This is a genomic window from Acinetobacter sp. YH01006 (genome assembly GCF_013420445.1).
Taxonomy (GTDB): domain Bacteria; phylum Pseudomonadota; class Gammaproteobacteria; order Pseudomonadales; family Moraxellaceae; genus Acinetobacter; species Acinetobacter pseudolwoffii.
In genome coordinates this window covers 112675-130224 of record NZ_VOYB01000001.1, presented here as the reverse complement: position 1 = coordinate 130224, position 17550 = coordinate 112675, and the positions used below count along the sequence as shown (strand labels likewise).

The 17550-nt window shown below is 45.9% G+C and carries 17 protein-coding genes; 7 read left to right on the top strand and 10 right to left on the bottom strand.

Annotated features, from left to right (window positions below):
- On the bottom strand, window positions 1-645 hold the full coding sequence (locus FTT73_RS00640; protein WP_171255765.1) for an SAM-dependent methyltransferase: 645 nt from the start codon (window positions 643-645) through the stop codon (window positions 1-3).
- An 85-nt stretch (window positions 646-730) separates the two neighbouring features.
- On the opposite strand from FTT73_RS00640, the gene FTT73_RS00635 reads away from it, so the two are divergent.
- Window positions 731-904: a DNA gyrase inhibitor YacG gene (locus FTT73_RS00635; RefSeq protein WP_005095374.1), complete on the top strand. Its 174-nt coding sequence runs from the start codon at window positions 731-733 to the stop codon at window positions 902-904.
- A 174-nt stretch (window positions 905-1078) separates the two neighbouring features.
- Complete coding sequence (locus FTT73_RS00630) at window positions 1079-1261, top strand: hypothetical protein (protein WP_005095373.1); 183 nt, start codon at window positions 1079-1081, stop codon at window positions 1259-1261.
- A 38-nt stretch (window positions 1262-1299) separates the two neighbouring features.
- Here FTT73_RS00630 and FTT73_RS00625 read toward each other — a convergent pair whose 3' ends face one another.
- The 5 genes from FTT73_RS00625 to FTT73_RS00605 all read right to left on the bottom strand — a co-directional run bounded on the left by FTT73_RS00625 (window position 1300) and on the right by FTT73_RS00605 (window position 5725).
- Window positions 1300-1944, bottom strand: coding sequence for an MBL fold metallo-hydrolase (locus tag FTT73_RS00625; RefSeq protein ID WP_005172933.1), 645 nt, complete (start codon window positions 1942-1944; stop codon window positions 1300-1302).
- Window positions 1945-1966: 22 nt separating this feature from the next.
- The gene (hemH, locus tag FTT73_RS00620; protein ID WP_180185885.1) at window positions 1967-2980 is read right to left on the bottom strand and encodes a ferrochelatase; all 1014 of its coding nucleotides are present in this window, start codon (window positions 2978-2980) and stop codon (window positions 1967-1969) included.
- Between the two features lie 65 nt (window positions 2981-3045).
- On the bottom strand, window positions 3046-4074 hold the full coding sequence (locus FTT73_RS00615; RefSeq protein WP_005095369.1) for a DUF4062 domain-containing protein: 1029 nt from the start codon (window positions 4072-4074) through the stop codon (window positions 3046-3048).
- Window positions 4075-4192: 118 nt separating this feature from the next.
- Window positions 4193-5065, bottom strand: coding sequence for a glutamate racemase (gene murI / locus FTT73_RS00610; RefSeq protein ID WP_159516188.1), 873 nt, complete (start codon window positions 5063-5065; stop codon window positions 4193-4195).
- A 48-nt stretch (window positions 5066-5113) separates the two neighbouring features.
- Window positions 5114-5725, bottom strand: coding sequence for a DUF1285 domain-containing protein (locus tag FTT73_RS00605; protein WP_005095365.1), 612 nt, complete (start codon window positions 5723-5725; stop codon window positions 5114-5116).
- A 186-nt stretch (window positions 5726-5911) separates the two neighbouring features.
- Between FTT73_RS00605 and FTT73_RS00600 the strand changes: the two genes are divergently transcribed.
- Window positions 5912-7624, top strand: coding sequence for an electron transfer flavoprotein-ubiquinone oxidoreductase (locus FTT73_RS00600; RefSeq protein ID WP_005095364.1), 1713 nt, complete (start codon window positions 5912-5914; stop codon window positions 7622-7624).
- 246 nt (window positions 7625-7870) lie between these two features.
- Here the strand turns inward: FTT73_RS00600 and tusA are convergent, their stop codons facing one another.
- Window positions 7871-8131 carry a sulfurtransferase TusA gene (tusA, locus tag FTT73_RS00595; protein ID WP_005095362.1) on the bottom strand — a complete coding sequence of 87 codons (261 nt, stop codon included), beginning with the start codon at window positions 8129-8131 and terminating at the stop codon, window positions 7871-7873.
- A gap of 202 nt (window positions 8132-8333) precedes the next feature.
- Between tusA and FTT73_RS00590 the strand changes: the two genes are divergently transcribed.
- Together FTT73_RS00590 and lnt are read left to right on the top strand one after the other, a co-directional pair.
- Complete coding sequence (locus tag FTT73_RS00590) at window positions 8334-9173, top strand: HlyC/CorC family transporter (protein ID WP_005095361.1); 840 nt, start codon at window positions 8334-8336, stop codon at window positions 9171-9173.
- Window positions 9170-10729, top strand: a complete 1560-nt coding sequence (gene lnt / locus FTT73_RS00585) for an apolipoprotein N-acyltransferase (protein WP_180190857.1) — start codon at window positions 9170-9172, stop codon at window positions 10727-10729. Before FTT73_RS00590 ends, lnt begins: the two co-directional genes overlap by 4 nt.
- Window positions 10730-10882: 153 nt before the next feature.
- Here the strand turns inward: lnt and FTT73_RS00580 are convergent, their stop codons facing one another.
- From FTT73_RS00580 to gspF, 3 genes are all read right to left on the bottom strand, one after another.
- Entirely contained in the window at window positions 10883-11218 is a 336-nt protein-coding gene (locus tag FTT73_RS00580; protein WP_005095358.1) for a hypothetical protein, read from the bottom strand.
- Between the two features lie 284 nt (window positions 11219-11502).
- On the bottom strand, window positions 11503-11937 hold the full coding sequence (gene gspG, locus FTT73_RS00575; RefSeq protein WP_180190856.1) for a type II secretion system major pseudopilin GspG: 435 nt from the start codon (window positions 11935-11937) through the stop codon (window positions 11503-11505).
- 79 nt (window positions 11938-12016) lie between these two features.
- Window positions 12017-13222 carry a type II secretion system inner membrane protein GspF gene (gene gspF / locus FTT73_RS00570; protein ID WP_005172955.1) on the bottom strand — a complete coding sequence of 402 codons (1206 nt, stop codon included), beginning with the start codon at window positions 13220-13222 and terminating at the stop codon, window positions 12017-12019.
- Between the two features lie 150 nt (window positions 13223-13372).
- On the opposite strand from gspF, the gene FTT73_RS00565 reads away from it, so the two are divergent.
- Complete coding sequence (locus FTT73_RS00565; RefSeq protein ID WP_074383948.1) at window positions 13373-15595, top strand: primosomal protein N'; 2223 nt, start codon at window positions 13373-13375, stop codon at window positions 15593-15595.
- Between the two features lie 76 nt (window positions 15596-15671).
- Window positions 15672-17525 (top strand): cation:proton antiporter, encoded by a 1854-nt coding sequence (locus tag FTT73_RS00560; RefSeq protein WP_180190855.1) that lies wholly within the window; start codon window positions 15672-15674, stop codon window positions 17523-17525.
- Window positions 17526-17550 lie beyond the last annotated feature (25 nt).

Genomic DNA, 17550 nt, shown 5'->3' with positions numbered 1-17550 from the left:
TTATTCCGCGACGCTAGCATTCTGCCCTTGCAAAGGCTGGAAATCATCAAACCGTGTCACATAAGCTTCAGGTTTAGTAATAATAAGTTGCTGACACAATTCTCCACGTTCCAGATATTTAATTTCAAAATGGGTGCGTGCTGAATCCTGGGCAATAACTTCTTTAATAAAAGGTAATTTCCACAGTTGTTCTGCCTGCTGTTCTGCTTCTTCGATATAGGCAGGAATATTACTGGCCAGTGTAATGGTTCCACCCGTCTTTAAACGGGAAAGTAAAAACTCAAAAAATGGCATATTGACCCAGCGCTGCGCCGGATTATGCGGTTCAGGATTTGGATACAAAATAAAGAATTGTTCTACCTGCTCTGGATACAATGCATGCACGATCCACGGCAAAGCATCGGCATGAACGGTCTGTAAATTGGCCTGACCTTCAATCCCGTGCTGTTTTTGCATGGCCAGGAATTTTTCGCGGGTACGTTCAATCGCAATCAGTTGAGTATCGGGGTGGGTCTTGGTAAATAACAAAGCATGTTTGCCTTTACCCGCCCCGACTTCGATGCAGACCGCTTCAGGACTGATGCTTTGAAAATCACGGGGTGCATGCATACGCTGTGCTTGAAATTGACGAATCGGCATAATCAGATCAAACTAATAAAAACCGCATAAGTCTACCAAGTGCGGCTATATTTGCCTAATCGAAGCTTTATTTTTCTTTGGAGTTGATCTCATGCCCACTACTTTAAACTGTCCGCGCTGTGGCAAACTGACGACTTGGGAAGAGAATGATTTCCGTCCTTTCTGTTCAGAACGCTGCAAGATGATTGACCTGGGTGCATGGGCCAATGAAGAATATAGCTTGCCCACTCAAGATGCACCGCAGGCGGACACTTCTGAGGATTAGAAGTTCTGTGCAGTAAAAAAATATTTCTGAACTGAAGACTATGTAGAAAATTAGCCAAAAATCACATAAAGTTTATAAAATCACCCTGAAAAGCCAACACGAATTAACACCATTCATCGTGCCTTAGCATTATTGTTCTACTTTAAATCTTCATATTATTTTTAGAGCAATAATATGAGCTATATTATTTTAAAAGTCATATTAGTTGGGGTGGGTCTACTGGCACTTCTCTCTCTGGGAGTCGGTATTTTCCAACAAGATAGCTTGTTTATTGTACTGGGTGTGCTTTTTGCTTTTATGGCATGGCTAATTCACATGCAAACTCGTCAATTTAGCAGTGATCCATTTTCAAAATAAAAGACCAAGGATACTTGGTCTTTGATTCACGTCGATATTTAACCCGCTTTGCCTGCAATAAAGGGATTATGCTGCTTTTCAAAACCAATGGTGCTGATCGGTCCATGTCCTGAAATAAACTGGGTTTCATCCGGCAGGCTAAAACATTCACGCTGAATTGAATCCAAGAGCTGCTGATGATCGCCACGCGGGAAATCCGTACGGCCAATCGAGCCTTTAAACAGCACATCGCCCGTCCATAACAGGGCATGATTGCTATTATAAAACATCACATGGCCCGGGGTATGCCCTGGCGCGAAACGCACTTCAAATTCTTCATTACCGAGCTTCAGTATTTCCCCCCCTTCTAGCCATTGTGTCACTTCAACTTTTTCTGGAATAGGAAAACCATAACGCGCTGAAACCTCCTGAATCATGTCCAGCCAGAAAGCATCTTCCTTATGTGGCCCAATTACTGGTACATTCCAGGCCTTTTTCAAGGCGCCTACTGCACCTGCATGATCCAGATGTCCATGGGTCAGCCATAAAGCTTTCACGGTTAAGCCCAGAGCTTCGACCTCAGCTTTGAGTTTTTCAGCTTCGCCCCCTGCATCAATCAAAATGGCTTCTTTCGTGTCCGTATCCCAAATGATCGAACAGTTTTGCTGAAAGGCAGTAACCGGAACAATTTTGACTTGTAACATAGGGCAAAAAACCTCGGAAAAATTAATGAGCAAGCGTTTGTGTCAATGCCTCCAGATTAGCCTGTAGCAAACTGTTCAGCAATCGCAAATGATCTTCACGGCTATTTAAAGCAGGAATATAACGATAACTGCCTCCCCCCAGAGATTTAAAAGTTTCGGCATTTTCTATGGCCAGTTCCTCAAGCGTTTCCAGACAGTCAGCCGAGAATGCCGGACTCATCACCTGCACGGATTTCACCCCCTGTTTGGCCCAGTCTTCCAGCACAACATCGGTATAGGGCTTAATCCATTCCTGTTTGCCAAAACGTGACTGAAAGCTAATCGCATATTGCTCTGCACTCAGCCCTAACGCCTGTGCAACCAATTGTCCGGTAATACGACAACGATCGGCATAAGGATCGCCTTTGTCGGCATAAGGCTGCGGAATACCATGAAAAGACATTAACAGTTTTTCCGGCTGACCATGCACTGCCTGATAGTCACGCACGCTTTGCGCCAGAGCCTGAATAAATAAAGGATGTTGATAATAATCACGAATGATGCTCAAACCAGGCAAATTGCGTTGCTTCACTACCCATTTTGCTAGGGCATCATAGAGAGGTGCAGTCGAAGTAGCAGAATATTGGGGAAATAGTGGAAATAAGATCACATGGTCCTGCGGCTGTTCAGACACTCTGGCCAAAACCTGCTGAATATTCGGATTGCCATAAGTCATTGCTGGCACCACATTCAACTCAAACTGCGGATAGAGCTGGGTCAAATGGGTTTTGACTGTATTGACCTGCTGCAACAGGATTTCACGCATCGGTGAATCCTCTCCCCAGACCTGTGCATAGGCCTGTGAAACCCGCTTAGGCCGAAATGGCAAAATGAATAAACGCAGGATTATTTGCCAAATGGGTTTCGGAATTTCAATCACCCGCTGATCAGACAAAAACTGCTTCAGGAAACGGCGTACTGCTGGAATCGTGGGCGCATCTGGCGTACCCAAGTTGGCCAATATAATCGTCACTTTAGCTTTAGCAGGAGAAGACATTCAGTTTATCCGTCATGGTATCAACCCCTGTACTTTAACAGTTTTTGATTGATTCTCTATATGGATTAATACACTGACTTAGATTGAAAAGTACGATCTAAATCCAGCAAACTGCTGTCCAGTAATTTTTGAGCTTTCGGCGTAATCTGCCAGAGCATGCGCTGGCGGTCATCCCGACCTGATGGCACAATCCAGTCATTCTGGCGCATCTGAATTTTCAAGCTATGCAAGGCACGAATATTCATCTGGGCACGAGCCACGGCATGTGCACGTGGCATTTCTGCCCGTGCATCTTCCAGACCGTTTTCATTTAAATATTCATTCATCCGCTTGGAGAAAAACTCTTCCGGTGTCGGGTTCACAAAGGTAGAGCCCAGCAGGGCCAATAATTGCGCCCAAGTCAGCTTCTTCTGAACTTTAATTTCCTTAAAGTTTCCATCCTGATAAGCCTGCATCCGGTATTCAAAAGAAAAAACTTCATGCATGGATACTTTAGGCAGGCTCAGGAACGGATCTATTTCCGCCGTTCCACCATCACGCTCCAGTTGGCTCACTTTAGCCTTAAGCTGATCAATCTCGTCATGCAGCGCCTGGGTATTTTGCGGACGCACCCATCCGGTCACCGGATAACGCTCCAGCATTTGCGGCATATTAAAACGTACTGCCATTTCCAGATCGCGCAAGCTGCGATAAGTAAAGACCTGGTCTACTTCCTGCTGCAATAATTGACGGAATTCCTTAAACTTTTCCCGTAATTCCGGCTTGGTATCATGTAATGAGCTTTCACGTGATGCCGGATCGTCATGCATAAACACAATAATCGGTTTTTGCTTGGTCACTGCATAGATGTATTCGAGGTGCATATAACCGACACCCGAGACAGACTGTTCCCCATACTGACTGCCTAGCAAAATCACTACATAGTCACAATCATCAATCTGGCGGCGTGAAAAAGCAGTATTCAGCGGCGTACGCTGTTCCAGTCCCCAAGAGAAGAACCCCATACCCACTAATGTTTGAGACAAAATGATACGTTCCGGCTGCATTTCTGCCCCAGAGGTTGAGATGAACACTTGGTATCGTTTATCCAGCATGGGCTATCCTCTTCTCCTGTACATTTGCATAAAAAATGCATGAATTCATGCATTTTGACACAATATGACCACCCCAAAATGAAAAAATATCGTTCTTTTAAAATTATAAAAATGAGTTTTAAACTGCACTCATATTACTGATCTGCCATTTTAAACCGGCAGGAATCAGGTGCTGCAAAACCGGCCGGAGCTGTTCAGCATTCTGCCCACTCACCACCAATTCAATTTTCACGCTTTCTTTACGCTCATGCTCAAATAATAACTCATTTTTAATTAAAATTCGGGCCGTTTGTCTCGCAACTGCGAATCCTGAGTCAATTAATGTCAGCTTTTGACCAAAAATATACTGAATTGACGCTTTTAGGAAGGGGTAATGCGTACATCCCAGTACTAAATAATCAGCGCCTTGATCCACAACTGGTTGTAAAATCTCTATTAATGTTTGCAGACAGGCTTCACTCATCTGCTCTCCAGCCTCAACAAAAGGTACCAGTTCCAGACTGGTCACAGGCAGGACTTTAACCTGAGCCGGTTCGGCAAAACGGGAGATCACATCTTTAATCAGTTGCCCGCGAAAAGTGGCCGGTGTTGCCAAGACCGCAACTGTTTTCGACTGGGTATTCAAGACTGCAGGTTTAAGTGCTGGCACCAAACCGATAATTGGAAAGTTCTCGCCATAATAGTCACGCAAATAATCCAGACTAAAGGCAGAGGCCGTATTACAAGCCACGACTGCCACTTTACAGCCCTGACGATACAGCCATTCAATCGCCTGAGCAGTCAGGCTACGGATTTCCTGATCATCTCTCGGGCCATAAGGCACATGTGCAGTATCGGCATAATAGACAAAGCGTTCATTCGGCAGATGGCGGGCAATTTCCAGAGCCACTGACAAGCCGCCTACGCCCGAGTCAAAAATACCAATCGGCGCATCTGCTGTTGCGTTGGGCATCGGGTCTAATAGCGGAGAAATGGGTTGAATGGCGCTCATAACGGTCTGAATTGCGGTGTCAAAAACTCTAGCGACCAAGCTTAAACCTCAGGTGCTCAAATGCAAGTCTAAATCGCCACTTTTCAAACTTAAAACGGCTTCACCTGCCGGATTTTCATCAAGCTCTCCCATCTCGACCAGATGCAAAAATGCGGCACGCTGGATCAGGGCATTGATTCCAAAACGTACATGCACATAAGGTCGCAACTCATCTTTATATTCACGCATAAAGATCGGATGTTCAGCATCCACAATAATCAGGTCTTGGGTTGTGGTGCCCAGTTGTAAATAACTCAGTCCATTAATCTCGACCTGATCGACCTGATTGACCAATAAAGGTTCATCTTCCACTTCAATTTCAATCATTTCTACCGGTGTTTTTAGGTAGAATTTTCCCTGCTCTTTCCAAAGGACGGTTGCAAACAGGTCAATCATGGCTTGGCGTTTGATCAATTGACCTTCGTGCCACCATTCTCCATTGGCCAAAACCTTCAGATCCATTGTGCCACAATGCTTTGGCTGCCATTGCTCCAAAGGGGGAATTGACCTTTTGTGACCGCCCTGTGCATCTTTTAAGTATTGCGCGATATCCATTAAATTTTTATCATCAGGAGAAGTTACTTTTTTCGTCAGATGTTTGCTGGGTACTGGCTTATCCATAAAAGAAGACCTTAATGACGGAAAAATAATATGTTTCAGCCAATTGGCTAAAACTCGGTTTAAAACTATACTAGCCCAGATTATCAAAGACACCAGTATTTTTGTGTCTAGGAACCAAGAACACTTATGGCAGCACCCAATCATCCGATTATGGTTGCCACCGAATAGTAATATGAGGAGTCCTACATGGAACACATCGAACGTGAATCGATGGAGTTTGACGTCGTCATCGTCGGCGCAGGCCCTGCGGGTCTATCTGCTGCGATCAAAATCCGTCAACTTGCAATTGAAAACAACTTAAATGATTTGTCCGTTTGTGTCGTAGAAAAAGGCTCCGAAGTTGGCGCACATATTCTGTCTGGTGCTGTGCTAGAACCGCGTGCCATCAATGAATTGTTCCCGGACTGGAAAGAACAAGGTGCGCCGCTCAATGTGCCGGTGACTGAAGATAAAACCTTCTTCCTGCTTTCAGATGAAAAATCACAAGAAGCACCACACTGGATGGTGCCAAAAACCATGCACAATGATGGCAACTACGTCATCTCGCTCGGCAATGTGGTGCGCTGGTTAGGCCAAAAAGCAGAAGAACTGGAAGTTTCAATCTTCCCGGGCTTTGCCGCCTCAGACATTCTGTATCATGCAGATGGTACGGTAAAAGGCATCCAGACCGGTGACATGGGCATTGGTAAAGATGGCGAACCGACGCATAACTTTACTCCGGGTTATGAACTGCATGCCAAATATACGATTTTTGCTGAAGGCTGTCGTGGTCACCTCGGTAAACGTCTGATTGAACAATTCAATCTGGCCAAAGATGCAGATCCACAGCATTACGGGATCGGCATTAAAGAACTCTGGGAGATTGATCCTGCCAAGCACAAACCGGGTCTGGTGATGCACGGCGCCGGCTGGCCATTGAATGAAACCGGTTCTTCAGGCGGCTGGTGGCTGTATCATGCTGAAAACAATCAAGTGACTTTGGGCATGATCGTGGATCTGTCCTACACCAACCCGCATATGTATCCATTCATGGAAATGCAGCGCTGGAAAACCCATCCTTTAATCAAGCAGTATTTAGAAGGCGGCAAGCGTATTTCTTATGGCGCCCGTGCCGTGACCAAAGGTGGCTTTAACTCGTTACCGAAGTTCACTTTCCCGGGTGGCTCACTCATTGGTGATGATGCCGGCTTCCTGAACTTTGCCAAAATCAAAGGCTCACATACCGCAATGAAATCCGGCATGCTCTGCGGTGAAGCGGTATTTGAAGCGATTGCGGCTGGTGTGGAAAAAGGCGGTGATCTGGCGATTGCACGTGTGGTTGAGGGTGACGATTTCTTTGTTAAGGAACTCACCGCGTATACCGACAAGTTCAACAACAGCTGGCTCAAAGAAGAGTTATACAATTCACGTAACTTTGGCCCGGCGATGCACAAGTTCGGTCAATGGATGGGTGGTGCATTTAACTTTATCGACCAGAACGTGTTCAAAGTACCATTTACCCTGCATGATCTGGTGCAAGACCATGCCGCACTGAAAACCCAAGCCGCTGAAAGCTTCAAGCCAAACTATCCAAAACCGGATGGCAAGCTGACTTTTGACCGTTTATCTTCTGTATTTGTATCGAATACCGTGCATGAAGAAAACCAGCCTGCGCATTTAAAGCTGACCGATGCCTCTATTCCGGTTGAAGTAAACCTGCCTAAATGGGATGAACCGGCGCAGCGTTACTGCCCGGCGGGTGTCTATGAAATCATGGAAAATAATGATGGTTCAAAACGTTTCCAGATCAATGCAGCCAACTGTGTGCACTGCAAGACCTGTGACATTAAAGATCCGTCTCAGAACATCACCTGGGTAACACCAGAAGGTGGCGGTGGTCCTAATTACCCTAACATGTAATTAGTATCCGAATATGTAATTCGGCTAGTCCTTGCGCAAGATTACCCTAACATGTAATGTTAGGGTAATCTTGCGAATGAGGAATATATTCCGCAAGTTCTCATATCCGAATATTTAAGCTCTCATGAGAACAAAATAAACCCGCTTTCGAGCGGGTTTATTTTCTGGAGAATGACGATAATATTATTTTTAAGATCGAATAAGAACTCTTATCAGATCATAAATTTCAAAAAAATTTCGGCCAATTTAGCTGCCCTTTTTCACCAGATAATGAAATTCTTTATTACCATTTTCATCCAGACACTCTTCCTGCAACAGCAATTCATGTCCCAAGTGCATGCAAAATTTTGGAATATCCCAAGAGGTTGAATTATCGGTAGCAAACACCTCAACTACATCACCGGCTTTAGATTTACGAATGGCCTGATGCAACATCATGACTGGCTCAGGACAGCGTAAACCTCGGGTATTTAATTGCAGGCTTGGGATAATTTCAGTTGGGGACATCGATAGACTCAAGAGTGGAAGACTGAAAATATTTTAGCATAATCCCGCTCGGGCATTGCGGCTTTGCCAAAGTACACACGACTAAACGCAGCCCTGACTGATACGATCATGCCTGCACATCATATTTACAATAGACAAGCGTATTTTCTGCGGTATGATAAAACCACGTTTTTTTAGATATTAAGAGTCTTCAGGAAAAATCATGCACGAGGAATCAGGCCCGTCGTGGGGTATGCGCGGCTTACGTAAATGGCTGGGAACTGCACCCGAAACTCGCGACGAACTGCTAAAATTAGTACAAGATTCACGTCGATTTTTAGAACCCGATACTGTTGCCATGCTTGAAGGTGTACTTGACCTTCCGGCAACCAAAATTCGCGAAGTCATGACGCCTCGCACGTCGATGATCAGCTTACAGGAAGATGACCAACTGCTGGATATCCTGCATGTGTTGGTCGAATCTGCGCATTCGCGTTTTCCGGTCTTTTCCTCCGATCAAACCGATAATGTGGTCGGCATTCTATTGGCCAAGGATTTATTGCCTTTTCTGACCGAACCAACCTCCAAAGTCGATATTCGCGCACTGATGCGTCAACCCTTATTTGTGCCAGAGAGCGCCCGTTCCGATCAGGTGCTGCGGATGCTGAAAAATACCCAGACCCATATTGCCGTGGTGATTGATGAATACGGCACCACCTCGGGTCTGGTCACGCTGGAAGATATTCTGGAAGAAATTGTTGGTGAAATTGAAGATGAACATGACAATGCCGATGAAGAGGCACAGTTCATTGTTCCGGATAACGATCCAAACACCGCCAATACCTGGATAGTACAAGCTCTGACCCCGATTGAGCATTTCAATAATATGCTGGATGCGAATTTTTCTGACGATGAAGTGGAAACCATGGGCGGCTTGTTATTACAGGAAATTGGTCTGGTGAACGATCTTGAAGGTCAGACCATTGAACTGGAAAACTGGCAATTTACCATTCTTGAAGCAGATTCACGCTCTATTCACCTAATTCGAGCCGTGCGCCAATGAGAGCGTATTTCGACAAGCTGTTGAGTTCTGATCAACAGCAAAAACCGTTGCCGCTGATCTATCCTGTTTTAATTGCCTTATTTGCAGGTGCTATCTTCAGTTTGGCATTGGCTCCCTATCATTACTGGTGGCTGGCCATCCTGTCTCCGGCACTGCTCTATGCCTGCCTGCGTGGACGTAGTGCCAAACAGGCCTTTGGAATTGGCTGGGCCTATGGAATTGGCCTATGGTTTGTGGGCGCATTCTGGCTGTATACCTCCATTCATGTCTATGGCGATACCAGTGCATTTCTCAGTGTTGTAATGATCTTGATCATGGCACTGGTGATGGGCCTGTTTAGCGCCGTTCAAACCTTTGTCTATCGCCGCTTTTTCCCGGAAACCCCTTTGACCTTTGCCCCGCTTTGGGTTCTGTTTGAATGGTCTAAAACCTGGGTCTTTACCGGTTTCCCGTGGTTGTTTGCCGGCTATGCCTTTACCGAACGCTACCTAGATGCCTATGCACCTCTGTTTGGGGTGTTTGGAGTATCTTTTGTCGTGATTATTCTGGCCTGTGCACTGGTCGAAATTCTGAACCGACGTCTGTTCTGGGCGGTTCCTGCTGCAATTTTACTATTCGGTGCCTGGGGCGCGGCTCAATTGAGTTTTGTGCAACCAAAGAATGAAAAGCCGGTTACGGTTTCTCTGATTCAGGGCAATATTCCGCAAGATCTGAAATGGCTGACTGAATATCAGGTAAAAACTTTATTGATTTATGCCAATCTGAGCAAGACCGAATGGGGCCGTGACCTGATTGTCTGGCCAGAGTCCTCGATTCCGATGTTCCAGACCGATATTGAAGCTTTTCTCGAAGCGATGAAAGTACAGGCTGAAAAATCCGGTACGGCTTGGGTCACCGGCATTCCGTATTGGGACTTACCAGAATCACAAGCTGCGGGTTATCCGAAATATTACAACAGCATTATGGCCACGGGTGATGAGTCGGAGGGTTTGTATAAAAAGCAGCGCCTGGTGCCCTTTGGTGAATATATTCCGCTGTCAGGCTGGTTAAGCTGGGTATTGCCAGGTCTACAGAATGATCCCTCTATGAGCGGTTTTACCCGTGGGGCGGACAATCAAAAGCCCTTGAATGTGAAAAACCATCCTTTAGGTTCCGCAATTTGTTATGAGGTTGCTTATCCAAACTTGACACGCCGCAATGCCAGTCAAAGTGACTTTTTAGTTACGGTCTCGAACGATGCCTGGTTTACCGGCACGGCAGGACCTTTGCAGCATCTACAAATGGTGCAAATGCGCGCCAAGGAAAATGGCCGCTGGTTTATCCGTGCCACCAATACCGGCGTGACCGCCTTTATTGACCACAATGGCCATATTGTGAAAAAAGCCCCGATGGATCAGGAAGCGGTACTGCGGGGTGAACTTCCAGCCATGCAAGGTGAAACGTTGTATATGAAACTCAGTGATTGGCCGGTGATGATCTTTTCAGTTTTACTTTTGCTGGTGGGATGGCGCTTCCGTCCCCGTAAAGTGGATGTCAGTTTTAAGTCGAGAAGATAGTTTCTTCAAGTTCCTCTTTTACAAAAGAGGATTGAGGGGGATTACTAGATATAACATCTTATCAATCTCTCCTAAGCTCCCTTTACGAAAGGGACGGACACTCAAGGCAATAAAAAACCGAGGTCAATGCCTCGGTTTTTTATATTTCAAATTTTAGAACTGAACTGCTAGATAAGAAATCATACTGGCGAGGGATAACATTGGAAGATAGCGGTAAGTTTGCACCATCATATTTTCGAATACAGACATCTGCCGTTGTTTTAATTGCAATACCGAGGCTTTCAATGCCGACCAGAAGCACAATGCAAATAATGAACTCATCAAACTGATGGCAAAAAAACCTACCATAATCTGGCTGCTACCCTCGGTAGTCTGCCATAAATGCAGAATGCCCTGACTAATCGGTAACATGCTTAAAACCAAAAGAACAGATTTCAGCATCGACCAATGAAATTGGTTTATTTCATCCCCTAAGATTAATGCTTTCATATTCTTCTCCGTTGGCTCGTCAAGTGCCGTTCAGATCATTATGAGCCTTTTTGAGTAAATAGAAAGTCTATATTTATTCATATTTTACGATAATTGTAATAGATAAATATGGGAATAATTCTTATTATAACTCGCATATACAAATTATTAATTAATTACAATAAATATCAAAAACTTAGATTATAATTTATAATTAAGCGTTATTATCACTTCACTTAGTATTGAAAACATCTATTAAGTGAAGTGATATATTCCATCTATTGAGAGTTTATATTGATTCTCAATCAAGGCTGATAATAAATATCAGCATCGGTGCCTTCACCACCCGATTGACCATCTGCACCAAATGAGTACAAATCGAAGCTACGACCCTCGCTACCTGGAACCACATATTGCAGATCATTATCCCAACTGTCTTTAGGATAGCCGCCCTTGACATAGCCGCCCGGCAACCAGTTTTTCGCAGTCGCTGGCTGATTCACCAGTGCATCCAGACCACCTTCCTGCATGCTTGGATATTTGCCATTGTCCAGCTTATATTGGTCCAGTGAACCAGCAATACTCTGTAACTTGATCACAGTGGTATCCACTTTGGCCTTTTCACCGCGTCCCATCACGTTCGGTACAATCAGTGCAGCAAGCACACCGAGAATCACAATCACCACCATCACTTCGATTAAGGTAAAGCCCGTCTGTTTATTTAATTGATTCCTTTTCATTCAATCTCTCTCATTCATTTGCATCATTCACAACATTCAATTTAATTTTAATACCACGAGAATTTTAACTTGATTCTGTTTAAATCATATTATTCATATTGACGATTGGCAGCATCACCGCAATCACAATGACCAAAACGATACTGGCCATTAGCACCAGCATTAAAGGTTCCAATAAGGCCAGTAAAGTCGAAATCAGCGTGGTGACTTCCCGATCCTGCATCTGTGATGCACGCTCCAGCATGCGATCCAGTTCGCCCGAGGCTTCGCCACTTTTAATCATTTGTACCATCATCGGTGGAAAATAACCACTGCGCTCCAGCTGGGTTGCCAGGTTGCCGCCTTCGGTGACTTTTTCCGCTGCCAGATTGACCGCATCACGAATCACCCAGTTATTACTGACTGCAGCGCCAATCCGTAGGGCATCGACCAGAGGTACGCCTGACTGGGTCAAAATGGATAAGGTACTGGCAAAACGTGCGGCATTAATCCCGCGTGATAATTTTCCAAATAAAGGCAGTTTCAGGGTTAAACGGTCGAAGGCATAATGCCCGGCTGTGGTTCTTAAGAATCGTATCAGCAGGGAGATGCCCAAGAAACCGCCAACCAAGAGAAATGGCCACGCAATACGAATAAAATCACTGGCTTTCATCAAGGCGACCGTAATCCACGGTAAGGCATCTTTGCTTTGATCAAAAGTCTTGACGATATCTGGCACCACATAAGTCATCAGCCCCATCACGATGGCAAAAGACATCAGCATCAGGATAATCGGATAGACCATCGCACCTTGGATTTTTTTCTGCATGGCAAACCGGTTTTCGGTATAGTCGGCTAACTGATCCAGAATCAGGTCCAGATGCCCGGAACGTTCACCGGCAGCAATTGTGGCAATATACAGTTCAGGAAAACGTCCGGATTGCTGCAAGCCCTGCGCCAGACTATGCCCTTCCAGCACCTTGGAGCGCACCGACATCAGCAGGTTTTGCACATGGACTTTTTCGCTTTGCTTGCCAACGGCGCGGATGGCTTCTTCCAATGGAATCGCGGCGGCGACCAGGACAGATAATTGCCGGGTCATGAGGGCCAGATCATAAGCGGTAATGCTTTTTTCAAACCATTTTCGACGACGATGCTGATCTTTTTTTTCGACAGGATCAACAGAGACCGGAATAAGTGCTTTATCCCTTAACTGTTGCCGGATCTGACGTGCAGAATCCCCCTCCAGCACGCCTTTTTGCTGCTTTCCTGAAGCATCAAGCGCAATAAACTGATATGCAGGCATTGTAATGCTCTAATTTTCCAAAATTTTGCTTAACGCTGTTGCGTCAGACCACCGAAATCATTCATATTCTTTGATATAAATTATCTGCTCACTCTACCATAATCGAACTTTAAGCACGACGAAATTTCTTCAGGATATCCAGCACCAGACATGCAAAATTCTCATACCGATTCTAGTCCACTTTGTCGCGTACGCGTTGCTGTACCTGTGCATGTATTCGATTGTTTTGATTACAGTATGAATGCAGAACAATTTGAGCAGGCCCAGGTCGGCGCACGCGTATTGGTATCTTTTGGACGACAGAATCTGGTTGGGGTGATTATCGAAAAGCTCTCCGCAGATACTCCTGTCGACCCACGTTTTAAACTCAAGCCCGTCACTGAATTGCTGGATGAACGTGCCATCATAGACCCTAAAGTTTTAAGTTTGTTGACATGGTCGGCACAGTATTATCAGTTTCCGATGGGTGAAGTGGTGCACAGTGCCCTGCCAACGCTGTTACGCCAAGGTAAGCCTTATAACCTGCTGGCCCGCACCTGGAAACTTCTGAACCCTGATGCTGAAGCTAAAATACGCCGTTCGGAAAAGCAGCAGGAAGCCTACCGGATTTTAAAACTGCATCCGGTTGGCACCACTGAAAATGTATTGAATTTGGCCGGAATTGAAACTGCGACCTTAAAAGCACTGGAGAAAAAAGAGATTTGTACCTGTGTGCTGGAGCCACAAGATTTCAGTCCACAGCCGATGCAATTGGCGCAAATGCCGCTAACCGCTAATCCTGAACAGAAACATGCCATTGATCAGGTATTAAAGTATCGCAATCAATATCAGGCTTTTTTACTGGATGGTCTGACCGGCAGTGGTAAAACCGAAGTCTATCTACAAATCATGCAACAGGTGCTGAAACAGGGCAAGCAGGTTTTGGTGCTGGTGCCGGAAATTGGTCTGACCCCGCAAACGATTAGCCGTTTCCAGTCGCGTTTTCAGTGTCATATCGCGCTATTGCATTCAGGCCTAAACGATACAAAACGTCTGCAAGCCTGGCAGGCAGCAGAGACTGGCAAAGCTTCAATCATCCTCGGCACACGTTCCGCCATCTATACCCCCATACCGAATTTGGGTCTGATCATTCTGGATGAAGAACATGATTTGTCTTTTAAGCAGCAGGAAGGTTTCCGCTATCATGCCCGCGATGTGGCGCTGTACCGCGGCCATTTACAGCAATGTCCAGTGCTGCTGGGATCAGCGACACCAAGTATCGACAGTTATGCGCTGGTTGAACATGGCAAAATGCAGGTGCTGGAGCTGAATCAACGTGCCGGCACAGCCTTAATGCCGAAAATCCATATTCTGGATTTAAAGGTGGCACAGAAAAAGCATGGCATCAGTCTGCAACTGATTCAGGACATCAAAAAGCGTCTGGAGAAAAAAGAACAGGTACTGATCTTTTTAAACCGCCGTGGCTATGCCCCCGTCCTGCTTTGTGGCAGTTGTGGCTGGCAGGCACAATGTCCGCACTGCGATGCCAATTTTACTGTGCATCGCCAGCCTTATCAGCATCTGCATTGCCATCACTGTGGCACCATTCACCGAATGCCAGAGCACTGTCCGCAGTGTCAGCATCAGGAACTGGTCACACTGGGTATGGGCACTGGCAAGGTCGAAGAACATCTGAATGAACTTTTTCCAGATCATGAAGTGATTCGGGTCGATCGCGATTCCACCAGCCGGGTGGGTAGCTGGCAAAAAATCTATGACAAGATTCAAAAAAGTGAACCCGCGATTCTGCTCGGCACCCAGATGCTGGCCAAAGGGCATCATTTTCCTTATGTGACGCTGGTGGCGATTCTGGATATTGATTCCGGTCTGCTCAGTGTGGATTTCCGTGCCACCGAACGTACCGCACAACTGATCGTTCAGGTCTCAGGCCGGGCCGGACGTGGTGAACACAAAGGCGATGTCTATTTGCAGACACTCAGACCGGATCATGCCCTGCTGAATACCTTGGTCAATGAAAATTATCGTGTGTTTGCCCAGCAGACCTTAAAGGAACGGCAAATTGCCCAGATGCCGCCCTATCGTTATGCCATCCTGATTCGCTGCGAATCCAAGGATCAGGCACAAAACACCGAATTCTTACAGAAACATGCGGCATTCCTCAGGCAATATCCTGATCTGGCGCTGGACATCTGGGGGCCAATTCCTGCGCCGATGGAACGTAAGGCTGGGCGCTATCAGTCGCATATGGTGCTCTTGTCAGCAGATCGTCCACGTTTGCATTACTATGTGCGCAGCTGGTGGCAGAATATGCTGCAGGACAAACCTTCAAGCATGAAGCTGACGCTGGACATTGACCCGCAAGAACTCAGCTAAGAGAAATTGCATCTGAGTCCATGTCCGGGACATACGCATCAACGTCTGGATCAAGCATAAAATTTAGGACAGGAAAATGTCGATACTGTTACAAATAACACTGGTTTTGGTGGTCGCACTGTTAATAGTGCCACTGAGTAAAAGGCTCAGACTACCAAGCGTACTGGGCTATCTGTTAACAGGACTGATCTTAAGTCCGGGTGTTGTGCATCTGATTCAGACTCCAGACCTGATGAACAGTTTCATGAACGTCAGCCTGCTGGCACTGCTGTTCTGGATCGGGCTGCAACTCAGACCACAACGCATCGCCCAGATCAGTCAATCTCTGTGGATGACGGCTGCTTTGCAGGTACTAATGAGTACCTTGATTTTTAGCCTGCTGGCCTGGATTTTTCTACAACAAAGCCTGCTTGCCAGTATTGTGATTGGACTTGCTGGCAGTCTGTCAGCCATGACCTTGGTGATTCAACAACTCCACAATCAGGAACAGTTTGCCACCAGCTATGGTCAACAGACCTATTCAATCCTGCTGCTGCATGCCCTGCTGGCCATTCCTGTGATTGCCGCCATTCCTTTATTTAGCGGAATTCCCTCGACCGAACACGGAGTGGCTTATTTTGCCGCAATGATCACCACTTTTACCGGCTTGTTCCTGTGTAATCGCTATCTGATGCAGCCACTATATCGCTGGATTGCAAAAAGTGGCAGTCACGAACTGCATGCCATTGTGGCGATTGCGGTAACTTTGGCACTGCTGCTCTTGATGAATACGCTTGGACTGAATCTGTTTCTTGGCGCTTTATTTGCCGGGATTTTACTGGCAGATTCAGATTTCCAGCCCGCGGTAGAAAGCACCATTCGGCCTTTTCAGGGCTTATTGATGGGCCTAGCCTTTATCAGTCTGGGCATGTCATTACAGCTATCTGATCTGTTGAATTTCCTCTGGATCATTCTCGGTGGCACTTTCACTTTGATCTTGGTCAAGTTTGCAATCAGTTTGGTATTGGCGCGTTATCATCAAAATAGCTGGCGCAACAGTAGCTTGCTGGCAGCCAGCCTGGCACAAGGTGGCGAGTTTGCCTTGCTGGCGCTGGTGATTGCGGTATCCGACCAGATCATCGCAGCCAATCTGCTGTCTCCCTTGCTCTGGATGGTGAGTTTCTCATTATTACTTAGCCCGGCATTTTACTGGTTATTACACAGTCAGGTTTTACCGAGTCTGGATCAAAACAATCATCTGGCTGCGACCTTTGAAACCGATTCCAGTCCTCAAGCCAGCCCCCCTATTTTGCTGATTGGATTTGGCCGCTTTGGACAAATTATTGCCCGGATTTTACTGCAACAACAGCATGCATTTAGTGTCATGGACAGCAATGTGCCAGCCACTGAACTGCTTGCGCAGTATCAAATTCCTTTCTATCAGGCCGATGCGACAGAGCCAGAAACTTTGGCACATGCAGGAATTGCGATGGCCCAGCAAGTGATTATTGCCATTGATGATATTGAAGATTCGATGCTGATCGTGCGGTATATCCGGCTGAATTATCCTGAAACTTGTTTATGGGTACGCGCACGTGATCGTCATCATGTGCATCTGTTACAGGATTTAGGTGTAGAGAAAATCTGGCGTGAAAACTACTTTTCAGCACTGGAAATGAGTGAGGCTTTGTTAAGCCAGTTGAATACTGCTCCGGAAGAAAGTCGGCAACAGGTTGAATACTTCCGCGCACATGATGAAAAATTACTCAACAGTCAATACCATCTGGATTCGGATCAACACGCAAGTTATGAACATCACCGCAGTAGCTTGGCAGAACTCGAACATCTGTTTGCGCAGGATCAACGCAACAAAGTTCAAAAAACAGATACACAGCCGCAACAGGATACAAACGGCGCAGGAATTGATGCGTTAAGAGATGATCTGTCATAACTTGTGTTTTACAATAATGACACCA

Coding starts and splice junctions, on each gene's coding strand:
- murI (WP_159516188.1), bottom strand. CDS start 5,065: ATGAGCGCCATTCAACCCATTTCTCCGCTATTAGACCCGATGCCCAAC.
- FTT73_RS00605 (WP_005095365.1), bottom strand. CDS start 5,725: ATGGATAAGCCAGTACCCAGCAAACATCTGACGAAAAAAGTAACTTCT.
- FTT73_RS00625 (WP_005172933.1), bottom strand. CDS start 1,944: ATGTTACAAGTCAAAATTGTTCCGGTTACTGCCTTTCAGCAAAACTGT.
- FTT73_RS00630 (WP_005095373.1), top strand. CDS start 1,079: ATGAGCTATATTATTTTAAAAGTCATATTAGTTGGGGTGGGTCTACTG.
- tusA (WP_005095362.1), bottom strand. CDS start 8,131: ATGTCCCCAACTGAAATTATCCCAAGCCTGCAATTAAATACCCGAGGT.
- FTT73_RS00565 (WP_074383948.1), top strand. CDS start 13,373: ATGCAAAATTCTCATACCGATTCTAGTCCACTTTGTCGCGTACGCGTT.
- FTT73_RS00560 (WP_180190855.1), top strand. CDS start 15,672: ATGTCGATACTGTTACAAATAACACTGGTTTTGGTGGTCGCACTGTTA.
- FTT73_RS00635 (WP_005095374.1), top strand. CDS start 731: ATGCCCACTACTTTAAACTGTCCGCGCTGTGGCAAACTGACGACTTGG.
- gspG (WP_180190856.1), bottom strand. CDS start 11,937: ATGAAAAGGAATCAATTAAATAAACAGACGGGCTTTACCTTAATCGAA.
- FTT73_RS00590 (WP_005095361.1), top strand. CDS start 8,334: ATGCACGAGGAATCAGGCCCGTCGTGGGGTATGCGCGGCTTACGTAAA.
- FTT73_RS00600 (WP_005095364.1), top strand. CDS start 5,912: ATGGAACACATCGAACGTGAATCGATGGAGTTTGACGTCGTCATCGTC.
- hemH (WP_180185885.1), bottom strand. CDS start 2,980: ATGTCTTCTCCTGCTAAAGCTAAAGTGACGATTATATTGGCCAACTTG.
- lnt (WP_180190857.1), top strand. CDS start 9,170: ATGAGAGCGTATTTCGACAAGCTGTTGAGTTCTGATCAACAGCAAAAA.
- FTT73_RS00580 (WP_005095358.1), bottom strand. CDS start 11,218: ATGAAAGCATTAATCTTAGGGGATGAAATAAACCAATTTCATTGGTCG.
- gspF (WP_005172955.1), bottom strand. CDS start 13,222: ATGCCTGCATATCAGTTTATTGCGCTTGATGCTTCAGGAAAGCAGCAA.
- FTT73_RS00615 (WP_005095369.1), bottom strand. CDS start 4,074: ATGCTGGATAAACGATACCAAGTGTTCATCTCAACCTCTGGGGCAGAA.